This window comes from Mycobacterium celatum (assembly GCF_002101595.1).
In the GTDB taxonomy this organism is placed as follows: Bacteria; Actinomycetota; Actinomycetes; order Mycobacteriales; family Mycobacteriaceae; genus Mycobacterium; species Mycobacterium celatum.
Window position 1 is genome coordinate 1 of record NZ_LQOM01000006.1, and the last position, 22,816, is coordinate 22,816.

Below are 22,816 nucleotides of genomic sequence, written 5' to 3' on the forward strand. Positions count from 1 at the left end.
GCCTGACCGATCGTCGAGCGCATCAACCCCGCCTTAGCCGCAAACGCCGACTGCGACGCCACCAACTGCGGAATATGCGCATCCAACAAACTCATCACTCACATCCTTTCCTCATCGACTACCACTCATGCGACATGTACGGTGCTGTCTCAGTTGTGTTCTCCCCCTTCGCCGTTGGGATGGCTGGCCGACTCCGATTCCCAGGTGCCGGGTACCATCGGCATCGTCGGGCCGCCGCCGAATTCATCGCCGGCAAGCGTCGCCAACCCCGACGCCGCGGTCACCGTGTCCTTGCCCACCGTGCCGGCGAACCCCAACCGTCCGGCGCCGTTGCCCGAGGCCATCGTCTCCGGCTCGGCGGTGGCGCCCGGGTCGAAATCGGTCTCCATGTCCGCGAATTCGTCGGCGTGGTCGTGCAGCGCCGCCCGGCGGCGGCGCCGTGCGCGCGCCTTCTCGCGGCTCGATGCCCCGACTGCGGCGGCGGCCGGAATGTGCGCGGCCGGCGCCTTGGTTCCCTCGCGATCGCGCAGGCTCGGACCCGGTCCGCCGTCCGGATAGATACCGCCCACCGCGTAGGCGAAACCGGGTGCCGCCGATGCGGCGGCAGGTGCGGCGCCCGCCGCGGCGGTGCCCGCGGCCGGCGCGGATCCGGGTGCGGCCGAGGCGGGAACACCGGGGGCCAGGGCGGCGACCGGCAACGCCGCGGACGATGCGGTCCCGGCCGCGGCGGGTGCTCCGACCACCGCCGGCACGGGCGCCGGCGCAATCGGCGCGTCGGCGGTCATCAGTGCGCCGACCCCGAGACCGATCGCGAGCGGCAGCACAAACGGGGCGCTGAGAATCATCGCCCACGTCGGCCAACCGACGAGGTTCCAGAACACCTGGTAACCGATAAAGAACAGCAGCGGAAAATAGGTCACCCAGGCAGCGGGATTGGTCAGCAGTGCTTGAAGCACCTGGCCCGGATTCTGGAACAGCTGCATCAGCTGGTTGAACATCTGGCTGAGGAAGTCCGACCCGGACGGCGCCTGGCTGGCAGCCTGCGCGACGCCGTTCGACTTCACCACCGTCGGCGCCGCCGTGGTGCGCGGCGCGGAGGCCAGCGCGATGCCGGAAACCGCGTGATAGGTCGCCATTGTGGTGGCGGCCTGGACCCACATCCGGACATAGTCCGCCTCGTTCAGCGCAATCGGAATCGTGTTGATCCCAAAGAAATTCGTGGCCACCAGAATCCCGTGGATCGCGTGGTTGGCGGCCAGCTCGGGCAACGTCGGCATGGCGGCCAGCGCCGTGGTGTAGGCCGCCGCCGCCACCTCGTGCTGGGCGGCCACCCCGGCGCTGTTCGCGCTGGCCTGCGTCAGCCAGGCCAGGTACGGCACATGGGCCGCGACGTACTGCTCCGCGGTGGGACCTTCCCACGACCCAGCCTGCACCGCGCCCAACAGCGTGGTGAGTTCACCCGCGGCGGAAGCGTATTCGTTACTGAGCGAGGTCCATGCCGCCGCGGCCGCCAGCAGCGACCCGGGCCCAGGACCGCTGCTGAGCAGCGTCGAATGCACCTCCGGCGGCGAAGCCATCCACACCGGCGCAGTCATGGTCAGCCGCCGGCAACCAGGTAGGTCGAGGCCGCGGCCGCGTCACCGGTGGCGTAGCTGACACCGGATTCCCCGACGCCGACACCGGCCCGGCCCAGTTCCTCGACACCCTGGGCGGCCACGGTCGCGTGCTCGCTGCCCTGGGCGCTGAAGCCGGCAGCGGTTTGCAGCGAAACCGGGTCGGCCGCAGCCGGTATCACGGCACTGATCACCGGAGCCGCGCTCGCGTGGGCAGCCGCGAGCTTGGCGGTGATCGCTTCGACCGCGGCACTGGTGGCGGCCAAGCCCTCGGGAACAACTTGCAGCGTCATTGCAAATACTCCTTTCGACCGTCGACGGTCACTCCCTCATCGACCAGAGGGTTGACCAACTGCACATACGTGGGACTGTCGCTGTCGCCCAACAGGATCGCCCGGCCGGCGGGCAACCGTTCGAATCGTTGACCGCGGATCTTGCCGCCGTCGGCCGGATTGCCGGACAGCATCAGCGTGGTCGCCTGCAGGTCGTTGAACCGGCGCAGCAGGGGGCTGGTCATCAACGCGTGCGCAGACCCGCTGGCACGCGCGGTGATGATGACCCGCAAGCCCAGGTCGCCGGCCTGCGCCAGCAGCCCGATCAGGCTGGTCCACGGCCGTTGCCCGATGAACGGCCCGCTCATCGCCGGTGTGTCCGGGAACTGGTCGACGTCGTCGATGATCAGGTAGTGGGTGTGCCCACGGTATCGCCAGCCGGCCAGCTCGTGCGGCGCCAAACCCGCTGGCGGGCGGCGCTTTTCGATGAGGGCCGACAGCCCCAGCATCGCCGGGATGACGCGGTCGATGTTGGTGGTGTACTCGTTGTCACCGAACAGCGGCTCGTCGACCAGATGCAGCCGGCGGTCCAGCACTGTGAAAGCGACCTGCTCGGCGGTCGAGTGCTCGCGGACGGTGCGGATGATGTGGCGCAGCAGCGTGGTCTTACCCGACTTGGTGTCTCCGAAGGCCATCAGCAGTGGGTTGTCGGCGAAGTTGACTTCCACTGCGGCCAAGTCCTCTTCGCGCTGGCCGATGACGACCCGGTCCGGACCCCGATACACGGCGCCGACATCGCTCGGCGCGAGATTTGTCGGCAGCAGCCGCACCGGCGGCGCCACCGCTCCCGGGTAACGGGCGTTGACCGCGGCCACCTGGTCCGGCTCGGGAGCCGCGAACAAGAAGTGTTCGGCGGCCATGGTCAGCCCGCGACCCGGCTGGTCCGGCGGCACCGCCTCGGCCGGCCGGCGCAGCGCGCCCACCACTCGGACATTGCTGTCGCGGGCGTCGTGCAGCTTGAGCTCCAGCCGCAGCCCGAGACCGTCGCGCATCGCCAGCGGCACCTCCAGCCAGCTCGGTGTGGTGACGATCACGTGGATGCCGTAGGCCAGGCCGACGTTCACCAGCTCGGTCACCTTGGCCAGCAAGGGGTTACGGGTGTTGAACTGGTCGGTGTTATCCCGGCTGAACGCGTAGAGGTTGTCGATGACCAGGAACACTTCGCCGAATCCGTCGTCGAGCGCCGAGCGATCCCGGAAGACCTCCCGCTGCTGACGTGAGCGCAGCAGCTGCTCGAGCTCGCCGAAGGTACGACGGATGCGCTCGGGCTCCAGCGGCGAGGCCACGCTGCCGACATGCGCCAGGTCCTCCAGCGCCCGCAGGCCTCCACCGCCGTAGTCCAGGCAGTAGAAGCTCACCTCGCCGGGCGCGTGCAAGTTGGCGGCCGAGAGGATAAAGGTCTGCAGCGCAGTCGACTTGCCCGACTTGGCGCCACCGTGGATCACCATGTTGCCGGCCGCCGAGCGCGCGTCGAACACCAGCGGGTCGCGGCGCATCTCGAACGGCTTGTCGATCTCACCGAGCGGCCAGCGCCACTGGCCTTGCGGTATCGCGGCGCGGGCCAGCACCGTCCTCAGCGGGATCGGCTCGTCGAGCGGCGGCAGCCATAGCTCCGGCGCGCGCGGCCCGTACCGGGCCAACTGGTCGCCGATCGTGGCGATCAGCTTGCGCGGTGGACCGGTCGGTTCCTCGTCGTCGCCGCCGGTGATCACGGTGTCCTGATCCGGTTCGACGCGCCCGGCGCTGAACAGCTTGGGCTCCGGAGCCGAGTGCACCACAAGCGTTTTCGCCGCCTGCGGCGGATCGTAGATGCCGTCGACATACGTGCTGCGGAACTTGATCGGCGCCGCACCCGGCGCGGGCACCAAGAACCCCACGCCCTTGTGCTCCTTGCCGGATTCGATGTGGTAGGCGTCCTCCACACCGATGATCTGCCGCGACACCGCGGGGCTGGCCACCTTCAAACCGATCCGGTAGGACGTGTTCTTGTCGATGTCCTTGATCTTGCCGATGTCCAGGGTCTGCGACGCGAACAGAATGTGGATGCGGAACGAGCGGCCTTTGCGGGCAACGTAGTCGAACAGCTCCGCGTATTCGGGGTGGTCGGCCAGCATCAGGGTGAACTCGTCGGCGACCACGAACAATGTCGGGATCGGCGCCAGGTCGTGGCCCGCCGCGATCGCGTTCTCGTACTCGGTCACCGAATTGAACGCACTGCCCTGGACGCGACGGCCCGCTTCCCGCAGCAACACCTCGCGGCGCGCCACCTCACCGCGCAGCGTGTCGGCGAACCGGTCGGCCAGCGACTTCTTCTCCGCCATGTTCGAGATCACCGCGACGACCTGCGGGAAATTGCGGAAGCTGTCGGCGCCGGCCTCACCCTTGAAGTCGGCATAGATGACGATCAGCCGGTCGGCGGGGTGAGTTGTCAACAGCGACAACAGGATCGACATCAGGGTCTGCGACTTGCCGGAGCCCGTCATGCCGATCATCAGGCCGTGCGGACCCATGCCGCCTTCGGCCTCGTCCTTGAGGTCGAAGATCAGCGGCTCGCCGGTCGCGGTGACGCCGATCGGAACCCGCAGCTCGTCCTCGCGGCGCCGCGGTGCCCACAGCGTCGGCACGTCCAGGCGCGACGCGTCCGGAATCCCCAGCAGCGTCGTGAAAGTGGCGCCGCGGGTGGCCGCCGACTGCAGCCCGCTGTGGGTGGGGTTCGAGTCCCAGCGGGACAGCCGCCGTGCGAGATACGCGGCGTCGTCGGCGCCGAATGTGTCGGCAGTGTCGACGTAACGCTGCCAGCCGCCGGTCTGCCAGCGGTCGATGACGCCGTCCGCCACAAGCAGGATCGGCCGCTCTGGATCCGAATACTGTTCGCGGTGCGGCGGGGTGGCCGAACGGTGGATGACGGTGACGCCGGCCCACCCGGCAGCCAGGGTCGACGCGTTGACGTCGTAGTCGGGGTCGTCGACGACGATCAACAGGTGCCGCAGCGCGTCGGCCGCAGCGCCGTTGAACGCTGGGCGGTCGGCCAGCGCCGGGCCCAGCTGGGCGGCCAGCTCGTCGATGTTGGTGGACAGGTAGCGCGCCGGACCGACGCCGTCGACCTGGCCCGGAATGTCAACGTGCGGCAGCCATTTCAGCCACGACCAGTCCGGCGACTCCAGGTCGGGCGTGGCCAGCGCGACGCCCAGCACGGTCGGGTCGTGCCAGGTCACCGCCTGGGCGATCCAGGCGCGCAGCGCCCCTCGCACGTCGTCGGTGTCGCCGAGCACGGTGATCCGCGAAACCTTGGCCAGGTCGATGCCGGCCGGCACGTCGCGCACGGTGCGCTGGGTGTCCAGCAGGCTGCGTAAAGCGCTGTGCGACACCGGTTCCAGGTCGATCTCGTCGGCGGTGTCGTTGACGCGCAGCGCGGTGGCGAGCGGCGCCGAATGCAGTCCGGCCCGCACCACCAGGAAGTCGTCGTCGGCGGGGTCGCGCTCCCACTGACGTCGCGAGCCGGGGATCGCGACCAACTCGGCCGGGTCGGGATGCGACCACTGCGCGGCCGCGCGCTGCTCGGCGGCCTGGGCGCGGATGTTGTCCCGCACCACCGACAGGTAGCGCAGATAGTCGGCCCGCTCGGCGTCGACCTCTTCGGTGCGCATCTTGTTGTCGGTGCCGCGGTACAGCGCCGTGGCGGCCAGCAACAGCACGAACGGGAAGAACAGGGTCTGCGGGGAGATCACCCGCATCCCGGTGGCGACCATCGCGACGATCATCCCGACGATCAGGATGACGATCACGATCGGCAGCGCGCGCCGCAGCAGCGACGGCGGAATCGCCCGCGGCAGCTCCGGGGGCGCCTCGATGTTGATGGCACCCTTGCGGCTCACCGGCCGCGGCACCCGGCGGCGGGCCTCAAAGATCAATCGGCTCATCGGGTCTCCTCAGCTGAGGTCGTTCGACCGGGCCGTTTGTCGGGCGCCAGGCCGTCGTGGGCGAGCAACGCGTCGGCGCGTGAGAGCGTCGGTCCGGGCGCGAACAGCGACAGCATCGACCATGGGATCGGAGTCGGCGGCGGGTTGAGGCCGAGAGCTTCAACGGTTTTCGCGTGATCGGTGGTTCCGGCTTCGGTGTCGATGCCGTAGCGCACGCCTGTATCGGAGATCCAGAACAGCGAACCCGCCGCAGGAGACTCCGCACCCTGGCCGACGCTCTGGGCGAAGTAACCCGTGCCGGGTGCCAGCGCGACACGGGTCGCCGTCCCGCCGGCGCCGGCACTGACCAGATCCTCGGTGTGCACCGCTTCGGGCACCGGCAGCGCCGAACCGGACAGCAGCGTCAGGGAGTTGGTGGCGGCGCCGGCCGGCTTGCTCCAATGCGCACAGGTGACCGGATCATGGGCGGCGTCGACCAGACTGATCCGCTGATCGGGGTAGCGGGCGGTGTCCAGCACCCGCGATACCGGCAGCTTGGCGACTTGGTCGGCGCTCAGCCGGGGCGGCTGGTCCAGGCCGTAGGAGTTGGCGTTGCGCAACATCGCGGCCAGCACCGCCGAAATCGGTTGCAGCCCATCGGGTAACACCGCGTAATACAGCGGGGTGTTGTCCGCTGCATAGGCGACGACGACCGCGCCGACCGGCGCTCCCACCGGCAGCGGGAACTGCGGCGGGCTTCCGGCATCGGGGACGGCCGGGGCGGTCAGGGCCGGCGCCTCGGGAATCGCATTGAACAGGCCGGCGGCGATCGTCCGCGGAGCGGGTACGTCGGTGCCCAAGCCCAACGCTCCGGTGACCGCGCGGTCGGCCAAGTCGATCCTGCTGCGCCTGCCGTCCCACAGCAGCCAGGTGCCGGCGTCGTTCTTGGTCAGCACGCCGTGCCCGGCCGCCAGCGTCGCCGCGCGGGCGCCGCTGCTGTCCGGGGTTCCGGCGATCACCGTGACCCCGGCATCCGGACCGCTCACGGCGTCGCACACCGTCCAGTTGGCGTCCTTGCTGGTGTTTTGCACCATCCGCTCCGGCGCGCCGGGGATGCCGATCAGGTTGCCGCGCGGGAATTGGTCCAGCGCACTGCTTTTCACGGTGGTGGGGTTGACCGGCCGGCCGGCGATCAGCCGTGCCGACGTCAGGTTGAGCACCGGGTGCAACCGGTCCCCGACCCGCACGTACAGCGCGGCGGTGGAGCGGTCGGCCAGCACCGGGTTGTTGGCCGGCGACCCGTTGGGCCGGATCAGCGAGAACACGAAGCAGCCCACCAGGGTGGTGGCCAGGATCAGCACGCCCATGACCACCGAGCGGGTCTGGGTGCGCAGCGGGTCGACGAGCATGCGGGTGTCGTGCAGGGCAACCCCAGAAGCGATGCGGCGCATGACGAATCGCCAGCCGCTCACCTGGTGGCGGGTGACGAAGCCGCGGCGGTAGACGACTTTGTCCGGGTTGTCGTTGACCGGCGTGCGCGACGAGAACGAGCGCCGCTCGTCGTCAGGTTCGCGGGCACTCATGCCGGCACCGAGAGGCCGAGGCCGCGCAGCAGCGGCTCCACCGAGTTCGCGACGTCGCCGGCGGTGATCGTGATCAGTTCGTCGTCGGTGAACTCACCGGTTCCAGCCTGTTCCGAGTGATCCAATCGGAATTCTCTTTCTTCCTCGGACTTTTCCACGATGTTGCGGACGAACCGGCCGTTACCGGCGATGTCGAGGCTGCGCCGGTTGACGCCGTTGGAATCGGGAGTCGTCGAGTCAGCCAGATGGGCGAACAACTTCTCCAGATCGTCGAGGGCGGCCTTCTCGAATGCGCTGTCGCGTTGCTCGGCCATCTTGCGCGCGATTTCGACGAGTTCGCCCGGGTTGTACGACGGGAAGTCGATGCTGCGGGTGAACCGTGAGCGCAGACCCTCGTTGGTGTCGAGGAACTTGTCCAGGTCGGCGCGGTATCCGGCGATGATGACCACCAGCCGGTCCCGGTCGTTCTCCATCCGGGCCAGCAGGGTGTCGATGGCTACCAGGCCGAAGTCGTTCTTGGCGCCGGTGGCCACCAGCGCGTAGGCCTCGTCGAGGAACAGCACGCCGTCCAGTGCGCTGTCGATGATCGCGTTGGTCTTGGCTTCGGTCTCGCCGATGTGCTGGCCGATCAGGTCTGCGCGGTGCACCTCTTTGATGTTCTCTTTCTTCAAAAGGCCCAGCCCGCAATAGATTTTGGCGACAACTCGGGCGATCGTGGTCTTACCGGTGCCAGGCGGTCCGGCGAAGACCAGGTGGTGGGTGCGCTGGGCTACCGTGAGCCCGCGCTGCTTGCGCACCAATTCCATTGCCACCGAGCTCTTCAGGCGCGCCACCTGGTTTTTGACTTGTTCCAGTCCGATGAACTCGGCGAGCTGGCGTTCGGCCTCGGCGAGCAGCTCGGCCTTACGCTCGCGCGACTCGGGGTCGATGAAGTCTTCGGCGCTGGGCTCGGTCTCCGGGTTCCATGGATCGGTCCGCGCGTCGATCCGGGCCGCGGTGGTGGTGACGATCCCGAAGCTGGTGTCGGACAGGGCATGTTCGATCTGCTCGTTTTCCGGATTGGCCGCGTAAAGGTCCTGCAGGACTTCGCTTGCCGACTCTTCGTCGACGTGTGCGCGCAGTACGAGCGCTTTGGCCAGCGCGCCGTCGACGGCGGCGACCGCGACCGGACCGTCGGGTTCCTCCAGGTACGACAGCGCGGGGGCGAACATGCCGAGCCGGGCCAATGCGATGCCCAGCGTGATCTTGGCGGCGTGCGCGTAGGTCTCGTCCAGGTCGGGGTCGTTGACGACGGGGGTTAGCAGCTTGACGACGTCGGACCAGCGCTCGGCGCGGTAGTGGATGGCCACCATGACCCAGCGGGCGTCGCGCCAGCTCGGCCGGCGTTCGGTGATGTCGCTGACCAACTTGTGCGCGTCCGCGTAGCGGCCCTCGGCGGCCAGCGCCGCCGCATAGGCGAGGTGGAAATCGTCGGGGTCGGTGGCACGAAACCGTAGATACAGACCGGTGTCGTAGTAGAAGCCCAAAGCGCCCGGCGCCAACTCCACGCGGCGCTGCAATATCCCCGCGGTGGGCGCGGTGCGCGAAACCGCTTCCAGCACACGGGCCGACACGTCACCGGCAGCGGCCAGCCCCGTCCAGGCATCGCACTGGTCGTAGGCAATGCGGGTGAGTGCGCTGAAGCCGGACCGGGCGGCGGCCAGGTCGGCGGGGCGCCGGCGGTCGTAGACCTTGAGCCCGAGGGCTCGGCAGCAGGTGGCGAATCGGCTGATGACGTCGTCGTCAACCCGGGCAGTTGCGGGCCGCGTCGCGAGCGTGCCGGTGTCAGCGCTGTCCACGCCCCCGTCTCCTCCTGTTGTTAGTGCTACCTAACTTCGCTGAAGTTAGCATTGCATAAGCTAAGTGTCGAGACGCCCCTATTAGCGCAGCGAGTGACTCCGGCAGCGAGACTGAAGCAACAAGACAGCCTCCTTCCGGCTCCACGCGTTGATGAAAACCATTTTCGATAACGTCTCATCGGGACGATACCCCACGCTGACGCTCTCGACTGAACGGGTCTCACTATCAGTCGGTCTGCCGACGTGTCGGGTTCCCCGACTCAGCGAGCATCGCGCCGGCGGGACCGCCACCGCACGAATCCGCAGTGTCGGCACAGCACGATCCTATCTACGTAGGCGCGGGTATAGAAGCCGATCTTCACAGCTAATGCGGAGCAAAACGCGCTAGAACTCCGTATCTACGGTCGTAGAATATCGTCCTACGTGCTATGTGGGGGCGGTTTCGACCACCGCCCGCGTCGCAACGCCCCGAGGTGCGGAGGCGACGTGGCGTGGCCGACGCCGACGAGAGTTATCGGGAGAGGTTTGTGATGACCGCGCCGATCTGGACGGCCTTCCCACCTGAAGTTCATTCGGCGCTGCTGAGCAGCGGACCGGGCCCCGGGCCGTTGCTGGCGTCGGCCGCCGCATGGGATTCGCTCAGCACCGAATACGCCTCGGCCGCTGACGAACTCACCGCAGTGCTGGGAGCGGTACAAGCCGGAGCATGGGCGGGCCCGAGCGCCGAGTCGTATGTAGCCGCCCACGCTCCTTACCTGGCCTGGCTGATGCAGGCCAGTACGGATAGCGCCGCGACGGCGGTGCAGCAGGTGACCGCGGCAACCGCTTACACGACCGCGCTGGCGGCCATGCCGACACTGGCCGAACTGGCCGCCAACCACGCCACCCATGCCGTGTTGGTGGCGACCAATTTCTTCGGCATCAACACCATTCCGATCGCCCTCAACGAGGCCGACTACGTGCGGATGTGGATCCAGGCTGCCGCCACCATGACCACTTACCACGCCGTGTCGACCGCGGCCGTCGCCGCGACGCCACGCAGCACGGCGGCGCCGCAGATCATGAAAGCGGACATGCGCAGCGGTTCCGATATGGGCAACGGCTCGGGCATGGGCAATATGCCCGGCATGGGTACTACCCTGCCCACCACCCCCGAGCAGTGGATACAGGCCATCTTCCCGCCGCAGTTCAATCCGTTTTCGCCAAATTCCTTCCAGATGATGCAGCCGAGTTTGGCGACGTTCCTCCCCCGCGCAGAAGCCATGCTTGCCAACTACGCAGGCAACCCCGTGCAATTCCTCGAGGCGTTAGTGCTCCTCGGTACCCAATTCGTCGTGCACCGCACGATGTATCTGATCTGGCTCATTCTCTACAACCCGGCGGGCCTGATCGGCTTTGTGCTCAGCAATCCGATCTACACCCTGGGGTTGACCGCACCCGTGGCAATCGCGCCCACCGCAGCGCCGGGCGGATTCGCCGGCCTGGCCGGGCTGGCCGGTGTGACGGCGCCGGCACCGGTTCCCGCTGCTGCGGCACCGGTTCCCGTCGCGACGGCGCCCCCGGTGCCGGTCGCCGCGTCCGCTCCTGCTCCCGGCGCTGTCCCGGCGCCTACTCCGGTCGCGACGGCACCCACACCCGCGGCCGCACCTCCGCCCACCGCTCCGCCCCCATCCCCGCCGCTGATGGGCCCGGAAGCTACCCTCGGCGCCCAGAGTTCCGTCTATCCATATCTGGCAGGCGTTCTGGGATCTGGCGCGAAGTCGAGCGCCGGCGGCAAGGCTCACAACCCGGTACTCGACGTCGGCGCGGCACCGGCCGCCGCGGCTTCGACGGCGAAGCCGGAGCAAATCCGGTGGCGTCGGAGCCGGGCACCGAAACGCATCTACCGCGGTTACCGCTACGAGTTCCTGGGGCCGGACTCAGAACCCCTTCAGGGGCCTACGACGGTGGCCTCCGACCAGGGCGCGGAACCGCTGGGTTTCGCCGGCACCGCGACCAAGTCCGCTGCGCGGCAGGCGGCAGGGTTGGCGAGGCTGGAGGACGGTCGGTTCGGCGACGGACCAACCGTGCCGATGGTGCCGGGCAGCTGGTCCTGATCAGCCCTTGACGGCGCTGACCAAGGTGTTGCGGGCGATCATCGGTCCAGCCTCGGTGTCCGGGCCGGGTACCGGGCGCCCGACTTCCCGCAAATAGTCGGCCAGCGGGGTCGCGACGGCGGTCCAGCCGCGCTCGCCCAACCACTGGTCGGCCGGCGCGAACCGCTCGTTGTAGACCAGCTGGAAGAACACGCGCTGGTCGCCCGCGGCGGTCGCCTTGCGTTCTTCCTCGACGGCGGCGGCGAACTGGTCGGCCGGCAGCGGGGCGCCGTCCTCCACCGCGATATGACTTCCGGACGCGGCCAGCGCATCGATTCCGGTGAACAGTTGCTGCTGTGCGGTCGCCGGAAGATAGATCAGTAGGCCCTCGGCAATCCAGGCCGACGGCTTTGACGGGTCAAAACCGCTGTCCCGCAACGCTTGCGGCCAGTCTTCGCGAAGGTCGATGGCGACCTCGCGGCGCTCGACTTTAGGCTCAGCGCCGTGTTCGGCGAGCACCTCGCGCTTGAACTCCAGCACCTGGGGCTGGTCCAACTCGAAGATCGTCGTCCCGCCGGGCCAGGGCAGTCGGTAGGCGCGGGAATCCAGTCCGGCGGCCAGGATGACCACCTGACGCACGCCGGCGTCGGCCGCCTGGCGGAAATAGTTGTCGAAATATCTGGTGCGGGCGCCTTGGAAGTTGATGAAGTGCTGGCCGAAATCGTCGGTCTTCAGCTGGTGGTCGGGCACTTTGCCGTCGAGCACGCCGGCCCAGTCGCCGCCCACCGCGCGGCAGAACACCTCGGCGAACGGGTCAACGGCCAGGGGGTCGGGCTTTTGCGCCTCCAATGCTCGGGCGGTGGCCACGAATAACGCGGTCGAACCGACACTCGTCGTGATGTCCCAGGTGTCACCTTCAGTACGCACGTAACCGACCATACGCCAACGCGATTCGGGCCCAGTCGCCCACGAGATCGGTGACCGTGAGCTGCAGATCGGGCTGGCGGTCCGGCCCGTACACCGGTGATGCGTGTGATGCACTAGCGTTGTCATCATGCGCACCACAGTGTCGATCTCCGATGAGCTTCTCGCGGCGGCCAAGCGGCGAGCGCGTGAGCGAGGTCAATCGTTGGGCGCGGTGATCGAGGACGCGCTTCGTCGCGAACTTGCCGCGGCCGACGACCGGACACCTCGGCCTGCAGTGCCGGTGTTCCACGGCACCGGCCCGCGACTGGGCCTGGACTTGACCTCGAACCGGACCTTGACCGAAGTTCTCGACGAAGGGCTCGACCTGACCAGGCGTCGGTGAGGATGTTCCTTCTCGACGTCACCGTCGTATTGGCCGCCCACCGCGGTGACCACCCGGATCACCACACCGTCCGCCCCTGGTTCGATCAACTGCTGGCGGGCGACGAGCTTTTCACCGTGCCGAGCATGGTGTGGGCGTCTTTTCTTCGGTTGGCGACAAATCGACGGATCTTCGAGGTTCCGTCACCGCGAGCCGATGCGTTCGAGTTCATCGAGGCGACCAACGCCCAACCGCACTACCTTCCGACGAGTCCCGGCCCACGCCACATCGCGTTGCTTCGCGAAATATGCGATGAGGCCGAGGCTTCCGGTGACCTCATCCCCGACGCCGTCCTCGCCGCGATCGCCGTCGAGCATCACTGCGACGTGGTGACCCTCGATCGGGATTTCGCCCGATTCACCTCCGTGCGTCATATCCGCCCGGCGATCTGACCCCGCTATACCAGCGGCCGGCCCGTCCTGATCCGCCGGTCGAGGTCCCACAGCAGCACGTTGAACGGGAATTTCCGGACGAACCGCGGCATCAGGTTGTTGACCGTCCGCAGCACCGCCATCAGCCGGTCGAACCGCCGCTGCTGGGCGGCGTCCCACGAGAACCGCATCTCGTCGCGAAACCGTTGCGGCAGAAAGCCTGCGGTGATCAGCAGGCCGAAACTGTCGAGCCAGCGCTGCACCGGCCCGGGCAGGGTCACGCCGGGCATCCGGCCCACCGCGATGGGATACAGGTACTCGCGCACGGCGTCGTCGATGTGCACCTTGTCCAGCGACTCCTGCCAGTACCGGTCGAACGCGGCGCGATCGGCCGGCCACATCTCCGGCGGAACCTGAAGTGTGGTGCCCAGCGCCATCCCCTCGCGATAGTGGCGCTCGGCCTCTTCGTCGTCCATCTCGCCGACGAAGATGCGGTAGATGTCGACCCCGCCCTTGTACAGGCAGGCGCCGACCCAGCGCTGCAACTCCGGGTCAAACGCGTTGTAGGACACCGGACTTTCGTCCGTCGAGTAGACCTGCGCGTGCGCGCGGTTGACCGCCCGGCGAAACGCCGCCTTCTGTTCGTCGCTGCCCGCGCTGGCCACCGCCAGGTAGGTGAACGTGGTGCGTGCCCGCTTGATCGGATGCAGGTCGACGCGGCCGCTTTCCACCCGGCTTTCCAGCACGCCGTAGCCGACGCCAGGGCGGGCCAACTGCATGATCACATTGGCCGGGCCGGCCAGCAGCGCCACGCCCATCAGGCCGTCGTCCATCCCCGCCGTTCGTAGCCGACGTCCGCGCCGTTTCAACCGCGGGTCGGGCGGGTCGCTCACCGCACGCTCGACCTGCCCGAGGGGTTCGCTGATCGTCATCGCCACACCTGCCCGCTAATTGTGAGAACGCTTGTTTCCTGATATTGCCGCCCGGGTGACTTCGATGTCAAGATGGTGGCCATGCCCCCGACGGAGACGACGAGTGTGCGGCCCTATCGGGGCGTCGAACCGGCCGAGCGGCTGGCCGCGCGTCGCAGCCGTCTACTGGCCGCCGGCCTGGATTTGCTCGGCACCGATCAGCAGGACCCGGCCGAACTGACCGTGCGGGGCGTTTGCCGTCGCGCCGGGGTGGCCGCTCGCTACTTCTACGAGAGCTTCGCCAACAAGGACGACTTCGTCGGCGCAGTGTTCGACTGGGTCATCGCCGATCTGGCCGCCACCACCCAGGCCGCGGTGGCCGCCGCGCCGCCCGAGGAGCAGACCCGCGCCGGCATGGCCAACATCGTGCGCACCATCGACGGCGACCCGCGTGTAGGGCGTTTGCTGTTCAGCTCGCAACCGGCCAACGCGGTCCTGGTACGCAAACGCGAGGAGTCCAGCGCGCTGTTCGCGATGCTCTCCGGCCAGCACGCGGGCACCGCGCTGGGAATGCAGCGCAACGACCGGATCACCGCCACCGCGCATTTCGTGGTCGGCGGCGTCGGGCAAACACTGAGCGCCTGGCTGGCCGGCGAGGTGCGGCTGGATTCCGAGCAGCTCGTCGACCACCTGGCGTCGCTGCTCGACGAACTGGGTGACCCGGCGCTGTACCGCTAATTGCCCACCGGCACCCGGCGATCGGCCGCAGTCTTCGGCACCGCCTTCGCGTCGCTGCCGCTGAACTCCTTTGTCCAGCAAGCAAACTCGAGCGTTATGCCGTCCGGGTCCTGGAAGTAGAACGATCGCACATAGACACCCGGGTGCACGATCGGCGAGACCTGCATCTCGCTCTCGTCGTGGTTGAGCACCGGACCGACCCGGACGCCCTTTTCTTTGAGACGCTTTCGGTAGTCGTCGAACTTCTCGGGCGGAACGTGAAAGGCCAAGTGGTTCATCGTGCTGACCGCGCTGGTGATCTCCCCGATCCCAGGGATCGCGGCAGGCGACGACACGCCCGGCACCCGGTCCGGCGCATCGGCGAACCAGAAGAACGCGACGCAGTCCCCGTTGCCGGCGTCGAAGAAGAAGTGCTGACCCTGGCCGCCCGGCAGGTCCAGCGATTTGATCAGCGGCATGCCGAGGATATTGCTGTAGAAGTCGACGGTGCGGGCCATGTCCGAACACACCAGCGCGACATGGTTGATCCCGCCGAGCTCGAATTCGGTGTTGGGGTTATGCGGCTTGATCATCTGCCGGGCTCCCGTCGGTCGGCGCGCGTATCGCTGATCCGTACACGAAGATCTGAACCTGAATCTAACATCAGATTCAGCTCTCTTCCAGGGGTCGCACGGGTCGTAGCGAGAGGAGGCGCCGCCGGTGTACACCGTGTCCGAGCAGCCCGGCCAGCGCGCCGAATTGCCCACCCATCGCGGCCGGCGAACGCAAGCCGCCATCGACGCCGCCGCCCGGGCCGTCATCGCGCGCAAAGGAATACTGTCCGCCACCATCGCCGACATCGCCGCCGAAGCGGGCCGGTCGACGGCGTCGTTCTACAACTATTACGACTCCAAAGAGGCGATGGTCCGCGAGTGGGCGCTTCGATTTCAAGACGAAGCTAATCAGCGCGCGAAAACCGTTGTCCAGCATGGTCTTTCCAACTGGGAGCGGGCACACGAGGCCGCAGCTGCGCACTGGCACACCTACCGCAACCGGCTCGCGGAGATGATCAGCGTGTCACAGCTGGCGATGGTCAACGACGACTTCGCCCAGTACTGGGCCGAGATCTGCGCGATCCCGGTCTCTTTCATCACCGAAACGGTGCGACGTGCTCAGGCCGAGGGGTACTGCGCCGGCGACGACCCGCAGCTGATCGCGGTGGCGATCGTGGCGATGTTCAACCAGTTCTGTTACCTCCAGCTCAGCGGCGCTCGTTCGTATTTGGCCGGTGATCCAGACGACGAGGCTTGCATCAACACGCTGGCCAACATCTTCTACCGCGCCATCTACTACAAGGAGGTCCGCTGAGATGGCCACCCCTGGAGTGATTCGCGAGTTCATCGGGCTGCCCTCGCCCACCGCGCGGCGGGCCGGTGCGGGCGGGAACCCTTGCCAGGGGCTGTATCACCGCGGGGTCGGTCGCAAGCCGAAGGTGGCGATGATCGCCACGCACTACCAGATCGACTTCTCCGAACACTATCTCGCGGACTACATGGCCACCCGCGGTATCGGGTTCCTCGGCTGGAACACGAGATTCCGCGGCTTCGAGAGCAGCTTCCTACTCGACCACGCCCTGGTCGACGTCGGCGTCGGCGTGCGGTGGCTACGCGAGGTCCAGGGTGTGGAAACCATTGTGCTGCTGGGCAACTCCGGTGGCGGCTCCCTGATGGCCGCCTACCAGTCGCAGGCGGTCGAGCCGAACGTGACCCCGCTGCCCGGCATGCGGCCCGCAAGCGGCTTGACCGAGCTGCTGCCCGCCGACGGCTACGTCGCCAGCGCCGCCCACCCCGGTCGTCCGGACGTGCTGACGGCCTGGATGGACGCCGCCGTCGTCGACGAGAGCGACCCCGTCGCCACCGATCCGGATCTGGACCTGTTCAACGAAAGCAACGGCCCGCCGTTTTCCGAGGAGTTCGTGGCGCGCTACCGCTCGGCCCAGGTCGCCCGCAACAATGCGATTACCGACTGGGCCGAAAAGGAGCTGAAACGTGTACGGGCGGCAGGGTTTTCCGATCGGCCGTTCACTGTGATGCGGACCTGGGCCGATCCGCGGATGGTCGACCCGGGCATCGAGCCCACCAAACGCCAGGCCAACATGTGCTACGCGGGGGTTCCGGCCAAGGCGAACCGCTCGGCGCACGGCATCGCCGCGGCTTGCACGCTGCACAACTGGCTGGGCATGTGGAGCCTGCGGACCGCGCAGACCCGGGCCGAGCCACACCTGGCACGCGTCACCTGCCCCGCGCTGGTCATCAACGCCGACGGCGACACCGGAGTCTTTCCCTCGGATGCCCAGCGCATCTACGACGCACTGGCCAGCACCGACAAGTCGATGTGCACCATCGACACCGACCATTACTTCACCACCCCGGGAGCGCGCAGCGAGCAAGCCGACACCATCGCCAAGTGGATTGCCAAAAGGTGGCGTTGAGAGTTCTCGCCCACTTCGTTCCCGGGGCGAAGGTGCTGGATTTCGTTGCGCCCGAAGCGGACTGGCTGGACATCCGGTGGTGTGCCGGCGACGACGACAGCGCCTTCTATCGCGAGCTGCCCGACGCCGAGGTGATCTGGCATGTGCTGCGGCCGCTGTCGGGCGCCGACCTGCGCAGCGCACCCAAGCTGCGGCTGGTGCACAAACTCGGTGCCGGGGTCAACACCATCGACGTGCAGGCCGCGACCGAGTTGGGCATCGCGGTCGCGAACATGCCGGGCGCCAACGCGCCGTCGGTGGCCGAGGGCGCGGTGCTGCTGATGCTGGCCGCGCTGCGCCGGCTGCCGGTACTCGACCGGCTCACCCGCCAGGGCCGCGGCTGGCCTTCCGATCCGGCGCTGGGCGAAACGGTGCGCGACATCGGCGGCTGCACCGTAGGCCTGGTCGGCTACGGCAACATCGCCAGGCACGTCGGGCAGATCGTCACCGCGATGGGCGCGACGGTGCTGCACACCAGCACCCGCGACGACGGGTTGCCGGGCTGGCGCGCGCTGCCGGACCTGCTCGCCGCCAGCGACATCGTCTCGCTGCACCTGCCATTGACGGACTCGACGCACCACCTGCTCGGCCGCGACCAGTTGGCCGCGATGAAGCCGGGCGCGGTACTCGTCAACACCTCGCGCGGTGAGATCGTCGACGAGGCGGCCCTGGTGGAAGCCCTGCGCACCGGCCGGTTGGCCGCCGCCGGGCTCGACGTCTTCGGCGTCGAGCCGGTGCGGCCGGACAACCCGCTGCTGAGCCTGGACAACGCGGTGCTGACGCCGCATGTCAGCTGGTACACCGCCGACACGATGCGGCGCTACCTGATCGAGGCCGTCGCCAACTGCCGTCGGCTGCGTGACGGGCAGCGGCTGGCCCATGTAGTCAACCAACCGACCGGTTATTAGATTGAGGGGGACGTGGCCCCTACGAAAGGCAGGGCAAGGCGATGCCGATCGCGATAACTCCTGAGCATCAAGACTTGGCCGACTCGGTGCGGTCCCTGGTGGCGCGGGTAGCGCCGTCGGAGGTTTTGCACGCCGCACTGGAAACACCGATCGACAATCCCCCGCCGTACTGGCAGGCCGCGGCCGAACAGGGTTTGCAGGGTGTGCATTTGGCGGAATCGGTTGGTGGCCAAGGGTTTGGCGCCCTCGAATTAGCGGTGGTCCTCGCCGAATTCGGCTACGGTGCGGTCCCGGGCCCGTTCGTGCCGTCGGCGATCGCCAGTGCGCTGATCTCGGCGCATGACCCGGACGCGAAAGTCCTCAACGATCTGGCGTCGGGTGCGGCCATCGCCGCCTACGCGCTGGGCCCCGGCCTGACCGCCACCCGCCACGGCGATGAGTTGGTGATCCGCGGCGAGGTCCGGGCGGTGCCCGCGGCGGCGCAGGCGTCGGTGCTGGTGTTGCCGGTGGCCATCGACAGCGGCGAGGAATGGGTTGTGCTGCACGCCGACCAGCTCGAGATCGAGCCGGTCAAGAGCGTCGACCCGCTGCGCCCGATCGGCCATGTGCGCGCCAACGCTGTCGAGGTCGGCGACGACGCGGTCTTGAGCAACCTCTCCAAGACCGTCGCGCATGCGCTGATCTCCACGCTGCTGTCCGCGGAGGCCGTCGGCGTCGCGCGCTGGGCCACCGACACCGCCTCGGAGTACGCCAAGATCCGCGAACAGTTCGGCAGGCCGATCGGCCAGTTCCAGGCGGTCAAGCACAAATGTGCCGAGATGGTCGCCGACACCGAGCGGGCCACCGCGGCGGTGTGGGATGCCGCCCGCGCGCTCGACGAGGCCAGCCAAAGCGACGGCGACACTGAGGGTTCCAAGGTGGAGTTCGCGGCTGCGGTGGCGGCGACGCTGGCGCCGGCGGCGGCTCAGCGCTGCACCCAGGATTGCATCCAGGTGCACGGCGGGATCGGGTTCACCTGGGAGCACGACACCAACGTCTACTACCGGCGCGCACTGATCCTGGCCGCATCGTTCGGCCGCCGCACCGACTACCCGCAGCGGGTGGTCGACACCGCGACGAGCACCGGGATGCGCAAACTCGACATCGACTTGGATCCGGACACCGAGAAGTTGCGGGAGCAGATCCGCGGCGAGGTGGCCGCGCTCAAGGCGATGCCGCGCGAGCAGCGCACCGTCGCGATCGCCGAGGGCGGCTGGGTGCTGCCGTATCTGCCCAAGCCGTGGGGACGGGCCGCCGGACCGGTCGAGCAGATCATCATCGCCCAGGAATTCGAGAGGGGGCGGGTCAAGCGGCCGCAGATCGGCATCGCGTCGTGGATTGTGCCGTCGATCGTGGCGTTCGGCACCGAGGAACAGAAACAACGCTTCCTGCCGCCGACGTTTCGCGGCGAAATGATCTGGTGCCAGCTGTTTTCCGAGCCCGGCGCCGGATCGGATCTGGCCGGGCTGAGCACCAAGGCGACCAGGGCCGACGGCGGCTGGCGCATCACCGGGCAGAAGATCTGGACCACCGCCGCGCAGTTCTCCCAGTGGGGGGCTCTGCTGGCCAGAACGGATCCGAACGCCCCAAAACATAACGGCATCACCTACTTCCTGCTCGACATGAAGAGCGAAGGCATCGAAGTCAAGCCGCTGCGCGAGCTCACCGGCGGCGCCATGTTCAACACCGTCTTCATCGACGACGTGTTCGTGCCCGACGAGCTGGTGCTCGGTGAGGTGAATCGCGGCTGGGAGGTCAGCCGCAATACGCTTACCGCAGAACGGGTTTCGATCGGCAGCAGCGAGGCGCCGTTCCTGGCCAACCTGGACGGGTTCGTCGAGTTCATTCGCGACGGTCAGTTCGACCAGGTCGCGCAGAACCGGGCGGGCCAGTTGATCGCCGAGGGGCATGCCGCCAAGGTGCTCAACATGCGCTCGACGCTGCTGACGCTGGCCGGCGGTGACGCGATGCCGTCGGCGGCGATCTCGAAACTGCTGTCGATGCGAACCGGGCAGGGCTACGCCGAATTCGCGGTGTCCACGTTCGGCACCGACGCCGCCATCGGTGATCCCGAGGAGCTGCCCGGCAAGTGGGCGGAGTACCTGCTGGCCAGCCGTGCGACCACGATTTACGGCGGCACGTCAGAGGTGCAGCTCAACATCATCGCCGAGCGGCTGCTGGGCCTGCCCCGCGACCCGTAGCCCGCACTCTCCTGGCGCGAGCGTGCGTGTCCCCGCACGACACGCCGCGGTGAAACCCGTTTTTGCGCACGCTCGCGGGCGTCGACCCAGCCGAAAACCCGTCGCGCCGAGGCCTTGCTCCCTGCTAGCTTCGCCGTCATGACCGAAGCCGCGCCCAATCGTCGCGACCGTGCCGATGCCGGCGAGCGCGAAACCCTGGAGTGTTTCCTCGACGACTACCGAGACATCCTGGTACGCAAGGTCTCCGGCCTATCCGACGCCGACGCCCGCCGTCACCTCGTCGCGTCGGCGACGACGGTGGGCGGGCTGGTCAAGCACCTGCGCTGGGCGGAGTACGGCTGGTTCGATCAGCTATTGCAAGAGCGGGTCGACGACAACCGCCGCCTGCACGAGCGGTCCTGGGAGTTCGAATTCCTGGCCGAGGAGTCGCTGGACACGCTGATTGCGGAATACCAAGCGCAATGCGAGGAATCGCGGCGCATCGCGGCCGAGTATCCGCTTGAGTACACCGTGCCGCACCGGCGCCTCGGCCGTGTCTCGCTGCGCTGGATCTACGTGCACATGATCGAGGAGACGGCCCGCCACACCGGACAGCTGGACATTCTGCGCGAACAACTCGACGGCGCAACGGGATTCGACGGCTGAGCCCGCGCGCCCGCGAGCGTGCGCAAACCCGGCGATTCGACCGGCGTGTCGGCCGGAGACACGCACGCTCGCGCCAAAAGGGATTAGACGTCCATCTCGCGCAGTTCGCGTTTGAGGATCTTGCCGGTGGGGTTGCGCGGTAGCTCGTCGAGGAAGATCACTTCGCGCGGCACCTTGTAGCGGGCCAACTGATCTTTCACGTACTTCTTGATGGTGTCCTCGTCGATGTCGGCGCCTTCCTTCTTGACGACGAATGCGCGCAACCGGTGGCCCCACTCCTTGTCCTCGACGCCGATAGCGGTCGCCTCGACCACGTCGGGGTGCCCGCTGATGCAATCCTCGACTTCGGCGGGAAAGACGTTCTCGCCGCCGGAGACGATCATCTCGTCGTCGCGGCCGCTGATGTAGAGCAGGCCGTGCTCGTCGAAATAGCCGACGTCGCCCGACGACAACATGCCGTCGATGATCTGCTTGCCCCCGCCACCGGTGTAGCCCTCGAACGGAAAGCTGGTGCCGACGAAGATCCGGCCGACCTCACCTTGCGGAAGTTCTTTGCCGTTCTCGTCGAAGATCTTGACCCGCACCCCTTTGACAACCGGCCCGGCCGTCGATGGGTTGTATTGCAAGTGCTTGGGTTCTGCGATCGTGGCGAACGCGATCTCGGTGGACCCGTACATGTTGTAGACAACCGGTCCGAAGTCCTTGAGCGCGCGCTCGGCCACGTCGGCGTTCAGCGCGGAGCCGGACGCGAAGATGATCCGCAAGCTCGACAGGTCGGGCTTCTTGTCCATCTTTTCCAGTGCATCGAGCATCCGCGCCAACATCACCGGCACGACCACGACCGCCGTCACTTTGTACTTTTCGATGTCTTCGAGCACCTGCGGCGGCTTGAACTTGCGGTGCAGCACCAGCGTCGAGCCCAGGAACGCCCCGATGGTGGCGTGCAGGAAGCCCAGCGCGTGAAACATCGGCGCCGGCAGCGCCGTCACCTCGCCGGCCTTGAACGGAACATGCGACAGGATGCCGCCGATCGGGGCCAGAGTCGGCGGGGTGCTGCGGTTCGCGCCCTTCGGCGTGCCGGTGGTGCCGCTGGTCAAAATGATGATCGACGAGTGCTTGCTCGCCTTGGGTGCCGGCTCGCCGCTGCTGCGTGCGATCAGTTCCGCGAGCGTCTCGTCGGTGCTGCCCGAATCCTTGTCCGAGTCGGGATTGGTCCCCAGGGCCCGCAGCTTGCCCAACGGCGGTTCGGCCTTGCTGACGTCTTCGGCGTATTCGTCGTCGTAGATGATCAGTTTGGCGTCTTCGCGCTCCGACACCTCCTTGATCTGCGGGCCGGAGAACGAGCTGTTCAGCAAGATGATGCGGGCACCGACCCGGGCGCACCCGTACTCCGCGATGGCGAACCAGCGGCTGTTGCGCGCCAGAAGCGCAACGCCGTCGCCGCCCTTGACGCCCTTGTCCAGCAGGCCGTGGGCGACGGCGTTGGCGGCGTCGTCGAGTTCCTTCCAGGTCAACTCGCCGTCGTCGTCGACGATCGCCACCTTGTCGGGAGTGCGCCGCGCATGCAGGGCGGGCAGCATGCCGATCTCGCCCCACTTGCGGATGTCGTTCACCATCGCCGCCACGTTCTGCGGCGGCTCGATCGGGAACCCGCCCGCTTCGAAGATCTTGCGCACGTAGTGCAGTTCGGCCAGGCCGCGGGACGCATACTGCTGGACTTTGGCCACGGCCCCGAACGGGTCAAGCAAACTAGGCATGACCCCACCATATGTGACCCACGTCGCAGTCCGGCCGGGAAAATTACCA

18 protein-coding genes and 1 pseudogene are annotated in these 22,816 nt (G+C 67.7%); 9 read left to right on the top strand and 10 right to left on the bottom strand.

All coding sequences use genetic code 11. The features are described from left to right. The 6 genes and pseudogenes from esxG to eccA all read right to left on the bottom strand — a co-directional run. A pseudogene (gene esxG / locus AWB95_RS00535) lies at positions 1 to 95 on the bottom strand (type VII secretion system protein EsxG); the annotation flags it as partial. A 54-nt stretch (positions 96 to 149) separates the two neighbouring features. Further along, positions 150 to 1,595, bottom strand: a complete 1,446-nt coding sequence (locus tag AWB95_RS00540; protein ID WP_085167419.1) for a PPE family protein — start codon at positions 1,593 to 1,595, stop codon at positions 150 to 152. A 2-nt stretch (positions 1,596 to 1,597) separates the two neighbouring features. After that, the gene (locus tag AWB95_RS00545) at positions 1,598 to 1,906 is read right to left on the bottom strand and encodes a PE family protein (RefSeq protein ID WP_062541361.1); all 309 of its coding nucleotides are present in this window, start codon (positions 1,904 to 1,906) and stop codon (positions 1,598 to 1,600) included. Beyond that, the gene (gene eccCa, locus AWB95_RS00550; RefSeq protein WP_062541360.1) at positions 1,903 to 5,865 is read right to left on the bottom strand and encodes a type VII secretion protein EccCa; all 3,963 of its coding nucleotides are present in this window, start codon (positions 5,863 to 5,865) and stop codon (positions 1,903 to 1,905) included. The genes AWB95_RS00545 and eccCa overlap by 4 nt, the downstream gene beginning before the upstream one ends. Then, positions 5,862 to 7,427, bottom strand: coding sequence for a type VII secretion protein EccB (gene eccB, locus AWB95_RS00555; RefSeq protein WP_062541359.1), 1,566 nt, complete (start codon positions 7,425 to 7,427; stop codon positions 5,862 to 5,864). The genes eccCa and eccB overlap by 4 nt, the downstream gene beginning before the upstream one ends. Further along, positions 7,424 to 9,265 (bottom strand): type VII secretion AAA-ATPase EccA, encoded by a 1,842-nt coding sequence (eccA, locus tag AWB95_RS00560; protein ID WP_062541358.1) that lies wholly within the window; start codon positions 9,263 to 9,265, stop codon positions 7,424 to 7,426. The genes eccB and eccA overlap by 4 nt, the downstream gene beginning before the upstream one ends. A 530-nt stretch (positions 9,266 to 9,795) precedes the next feature. On the opposite strand from eccA, the gene AWB95_RS00565 reads away from it, so the two are divergent. Next, complete coding sequence (locus tag AWB95_RS00565) at positions 9,796 to 11,361, top strand: PPE family protein (RefSeq protein WP_085167434.1); 1,566 nt, start codon at positions 9,796 to 9,798, stop codon at positions 11,359 to 11,361. Here the strand turns inward: AWB95_RS00565 and AWB95_RS00570 are convergent, their stop codons facing one another. Further along, positions 11,362 to 12,267, bottom strand: coding sequence for a class I SAM-dependent methyltransferase (locus tag AWB95_RS00570; protein WP_062540876.1), 906 nt, complete (start codon positions 12,265 to 12,267; stop codon positions 11,362 to 11,364). Between the two features lie 127 nt (positions 12,268 to 12,394). On the opposite strand from AWB95_RS00570, the gene AWB95_RS00575 reads away from it, so the two are divergent. Both AWB95_RS00575 and AWB95_RS00580 read left to right on the top strand, forming a co-directional pair. Then, complete coding sequence (locus AWB95_RS00575) at positions 12,395 to 12,649, top strand: ribbon-helix-helix protein, CopG family (protein ID WP_062540860.1); 255 nt, start codon at positions 12,395 to 12,397, stop codon at positions 12,647 to 12,649. Positions 12,650 to 12,651: 2 nt separating this feature from the next. After that, positions 12,652 to 13,080 (top strand): type II toxin-antitoxin system VapC family toxin, encoded by a 429-nt coding sequence (locus AWB95_RS00580; RefSeq protein WP_062540861.1) that lies wholly within the window; start codon positions 12,652 to 12,654, stop codon positions 13,078 to 13,080. A 5-nt stretch (positions 13,081 to 13,085) separates the two neighbouring features. Here the strand turns inward: AWB95_RS00580 and AWB95_RS00585 are convergent, their stop codons facing one another. Then, entirely contained in the window at positions 13,086 to 13,991 is a 906-nt protein-coding gene (locus AWB95_RS00585; protein ID WP_062540877.1) for an oxygenase MpaB family protein, read from the bottom strand. A gap of 81 nt (positions 13,992 to 14,072) precedes the next feature. Between AWB95_RS00585 and AWB95_RS00590 the strand changes: the two genes are divergently transcribed. Beyond that, on the top strand, positions 14,073 to 14,708 hold the full coding sequence (locus tag AWB95_RS00590) for a TetR/AcrR family transcriptional regulator (RefSeq protein ID WP_373280795.1): 636 nt from the start codon (positions 14,073 to 14,075) through the stop codon (positions 14,706 to 14,708). Here AWB95_RS00590 and AWB95_RS00595 read toward each other — a convergent pair. Continuing rightward, positions 14,705 to 15,280 (bottom strand): VOC family protein, encoded by a 576-nt coding sequence (locus AWB95_RS00595; RefSeq protein ID WP_062540863.1) that lies wholly within the window; start codon positions 15,278 to 15,280, stop codon positions 14,705 to 14,707. The two genes, AWB95_RS00590 and AWB95_RS00595, sit on opposite strands and share 4 nt — an antisense overlap. A 136-nt stretch (positions 15,281 to 15,416) precedes the next feature. Here AWB95_RS00595 and AWB95_RS00600 point away from each other — a divergent pair, with 136 nt between their 5' ends. From AWB95_RS00600 to AWB95_RS00620, 5 genes are all read left to right on the top strand, one after another. Next, positions 15,417 to 16,055, top strand: coding sequence for a TetR/AcrR family transcriptional regulator (locus tag AWB95_RS00600; protein ID WP_099539615.1), 639 nt, complete (start codon positions 15,417 to 15,419; stop codon positions 16,053 to 16,055). Position 16,056: 1 nt separating this feature from the next. Further along, positions 16,057 to 17,178 carry an alpha/beta hydrolase gene (locus AWB95_RS00605; RefSeq protein ID WP_062540865.1) on the top strand — a complete coding sequence of 374 codons (1,122 nt, stop codon included), beginning with the start codon at positions 16,057 to 16,059 and terminating at the stop codon, positions 17,176 to 17,178. Further along, positions 17,175 to 18,125, top strand: a complete 951-nt coding sequence (locus AWB95_RS00610) for a 2-hydroxyacid dehydrogenase (RefSeq protein ID WP_062540878.1) — start codon at positions 17,175 to 17,177, stop codon at positions 18,123 to 18,125. Before AWB95_RS00605 ends, AWB95_RS00610 begins: the two co-directional genes overlap by 4 nt. Before the next feature lie 41 nt (positions 18,126 to 18,166). Continuing rightward, positions 18,167 to 20,365, top strand: coding sequence for an acyl-CoA dehydrogenase family protein (locus AWB95_RS00615; protein ID WP_062540866.1), 2,199 nt, complete (start codon positions 18,167 to 18,169; stop codon positions 20,363 to 20,365). Positions 20,366 to 20,503: 138 nt separating this feature from the next. Further along, entirely contained in the window at positions 20,504 to 21,010 is a 507-nt protein-coding gene (locus AWB95_RS00620; protein WP_062540867.1) for a DinB family protein, read from the top strand. A gap of 83 nt (positions 21,011 to 21,093) precedes the next feature. Here AWB95_RS00620 and fadD2 read toward each other — a convergent pair whose 3' ends face one another. Further along, a complete protein-coding gene (fadD2, locus tag AWB95_RS00625; RefSeq protein ID WP_062540868.1) occupies positions 21,094 to 22,767 on the bottom strand; it encodes a long-chain-fatty-acid--CoA ligase FadD2 in 1,674 nt (557 codons plus the stop codon). Positions 22,768 to 22,816: the final 49 nt, after the last annotated feature.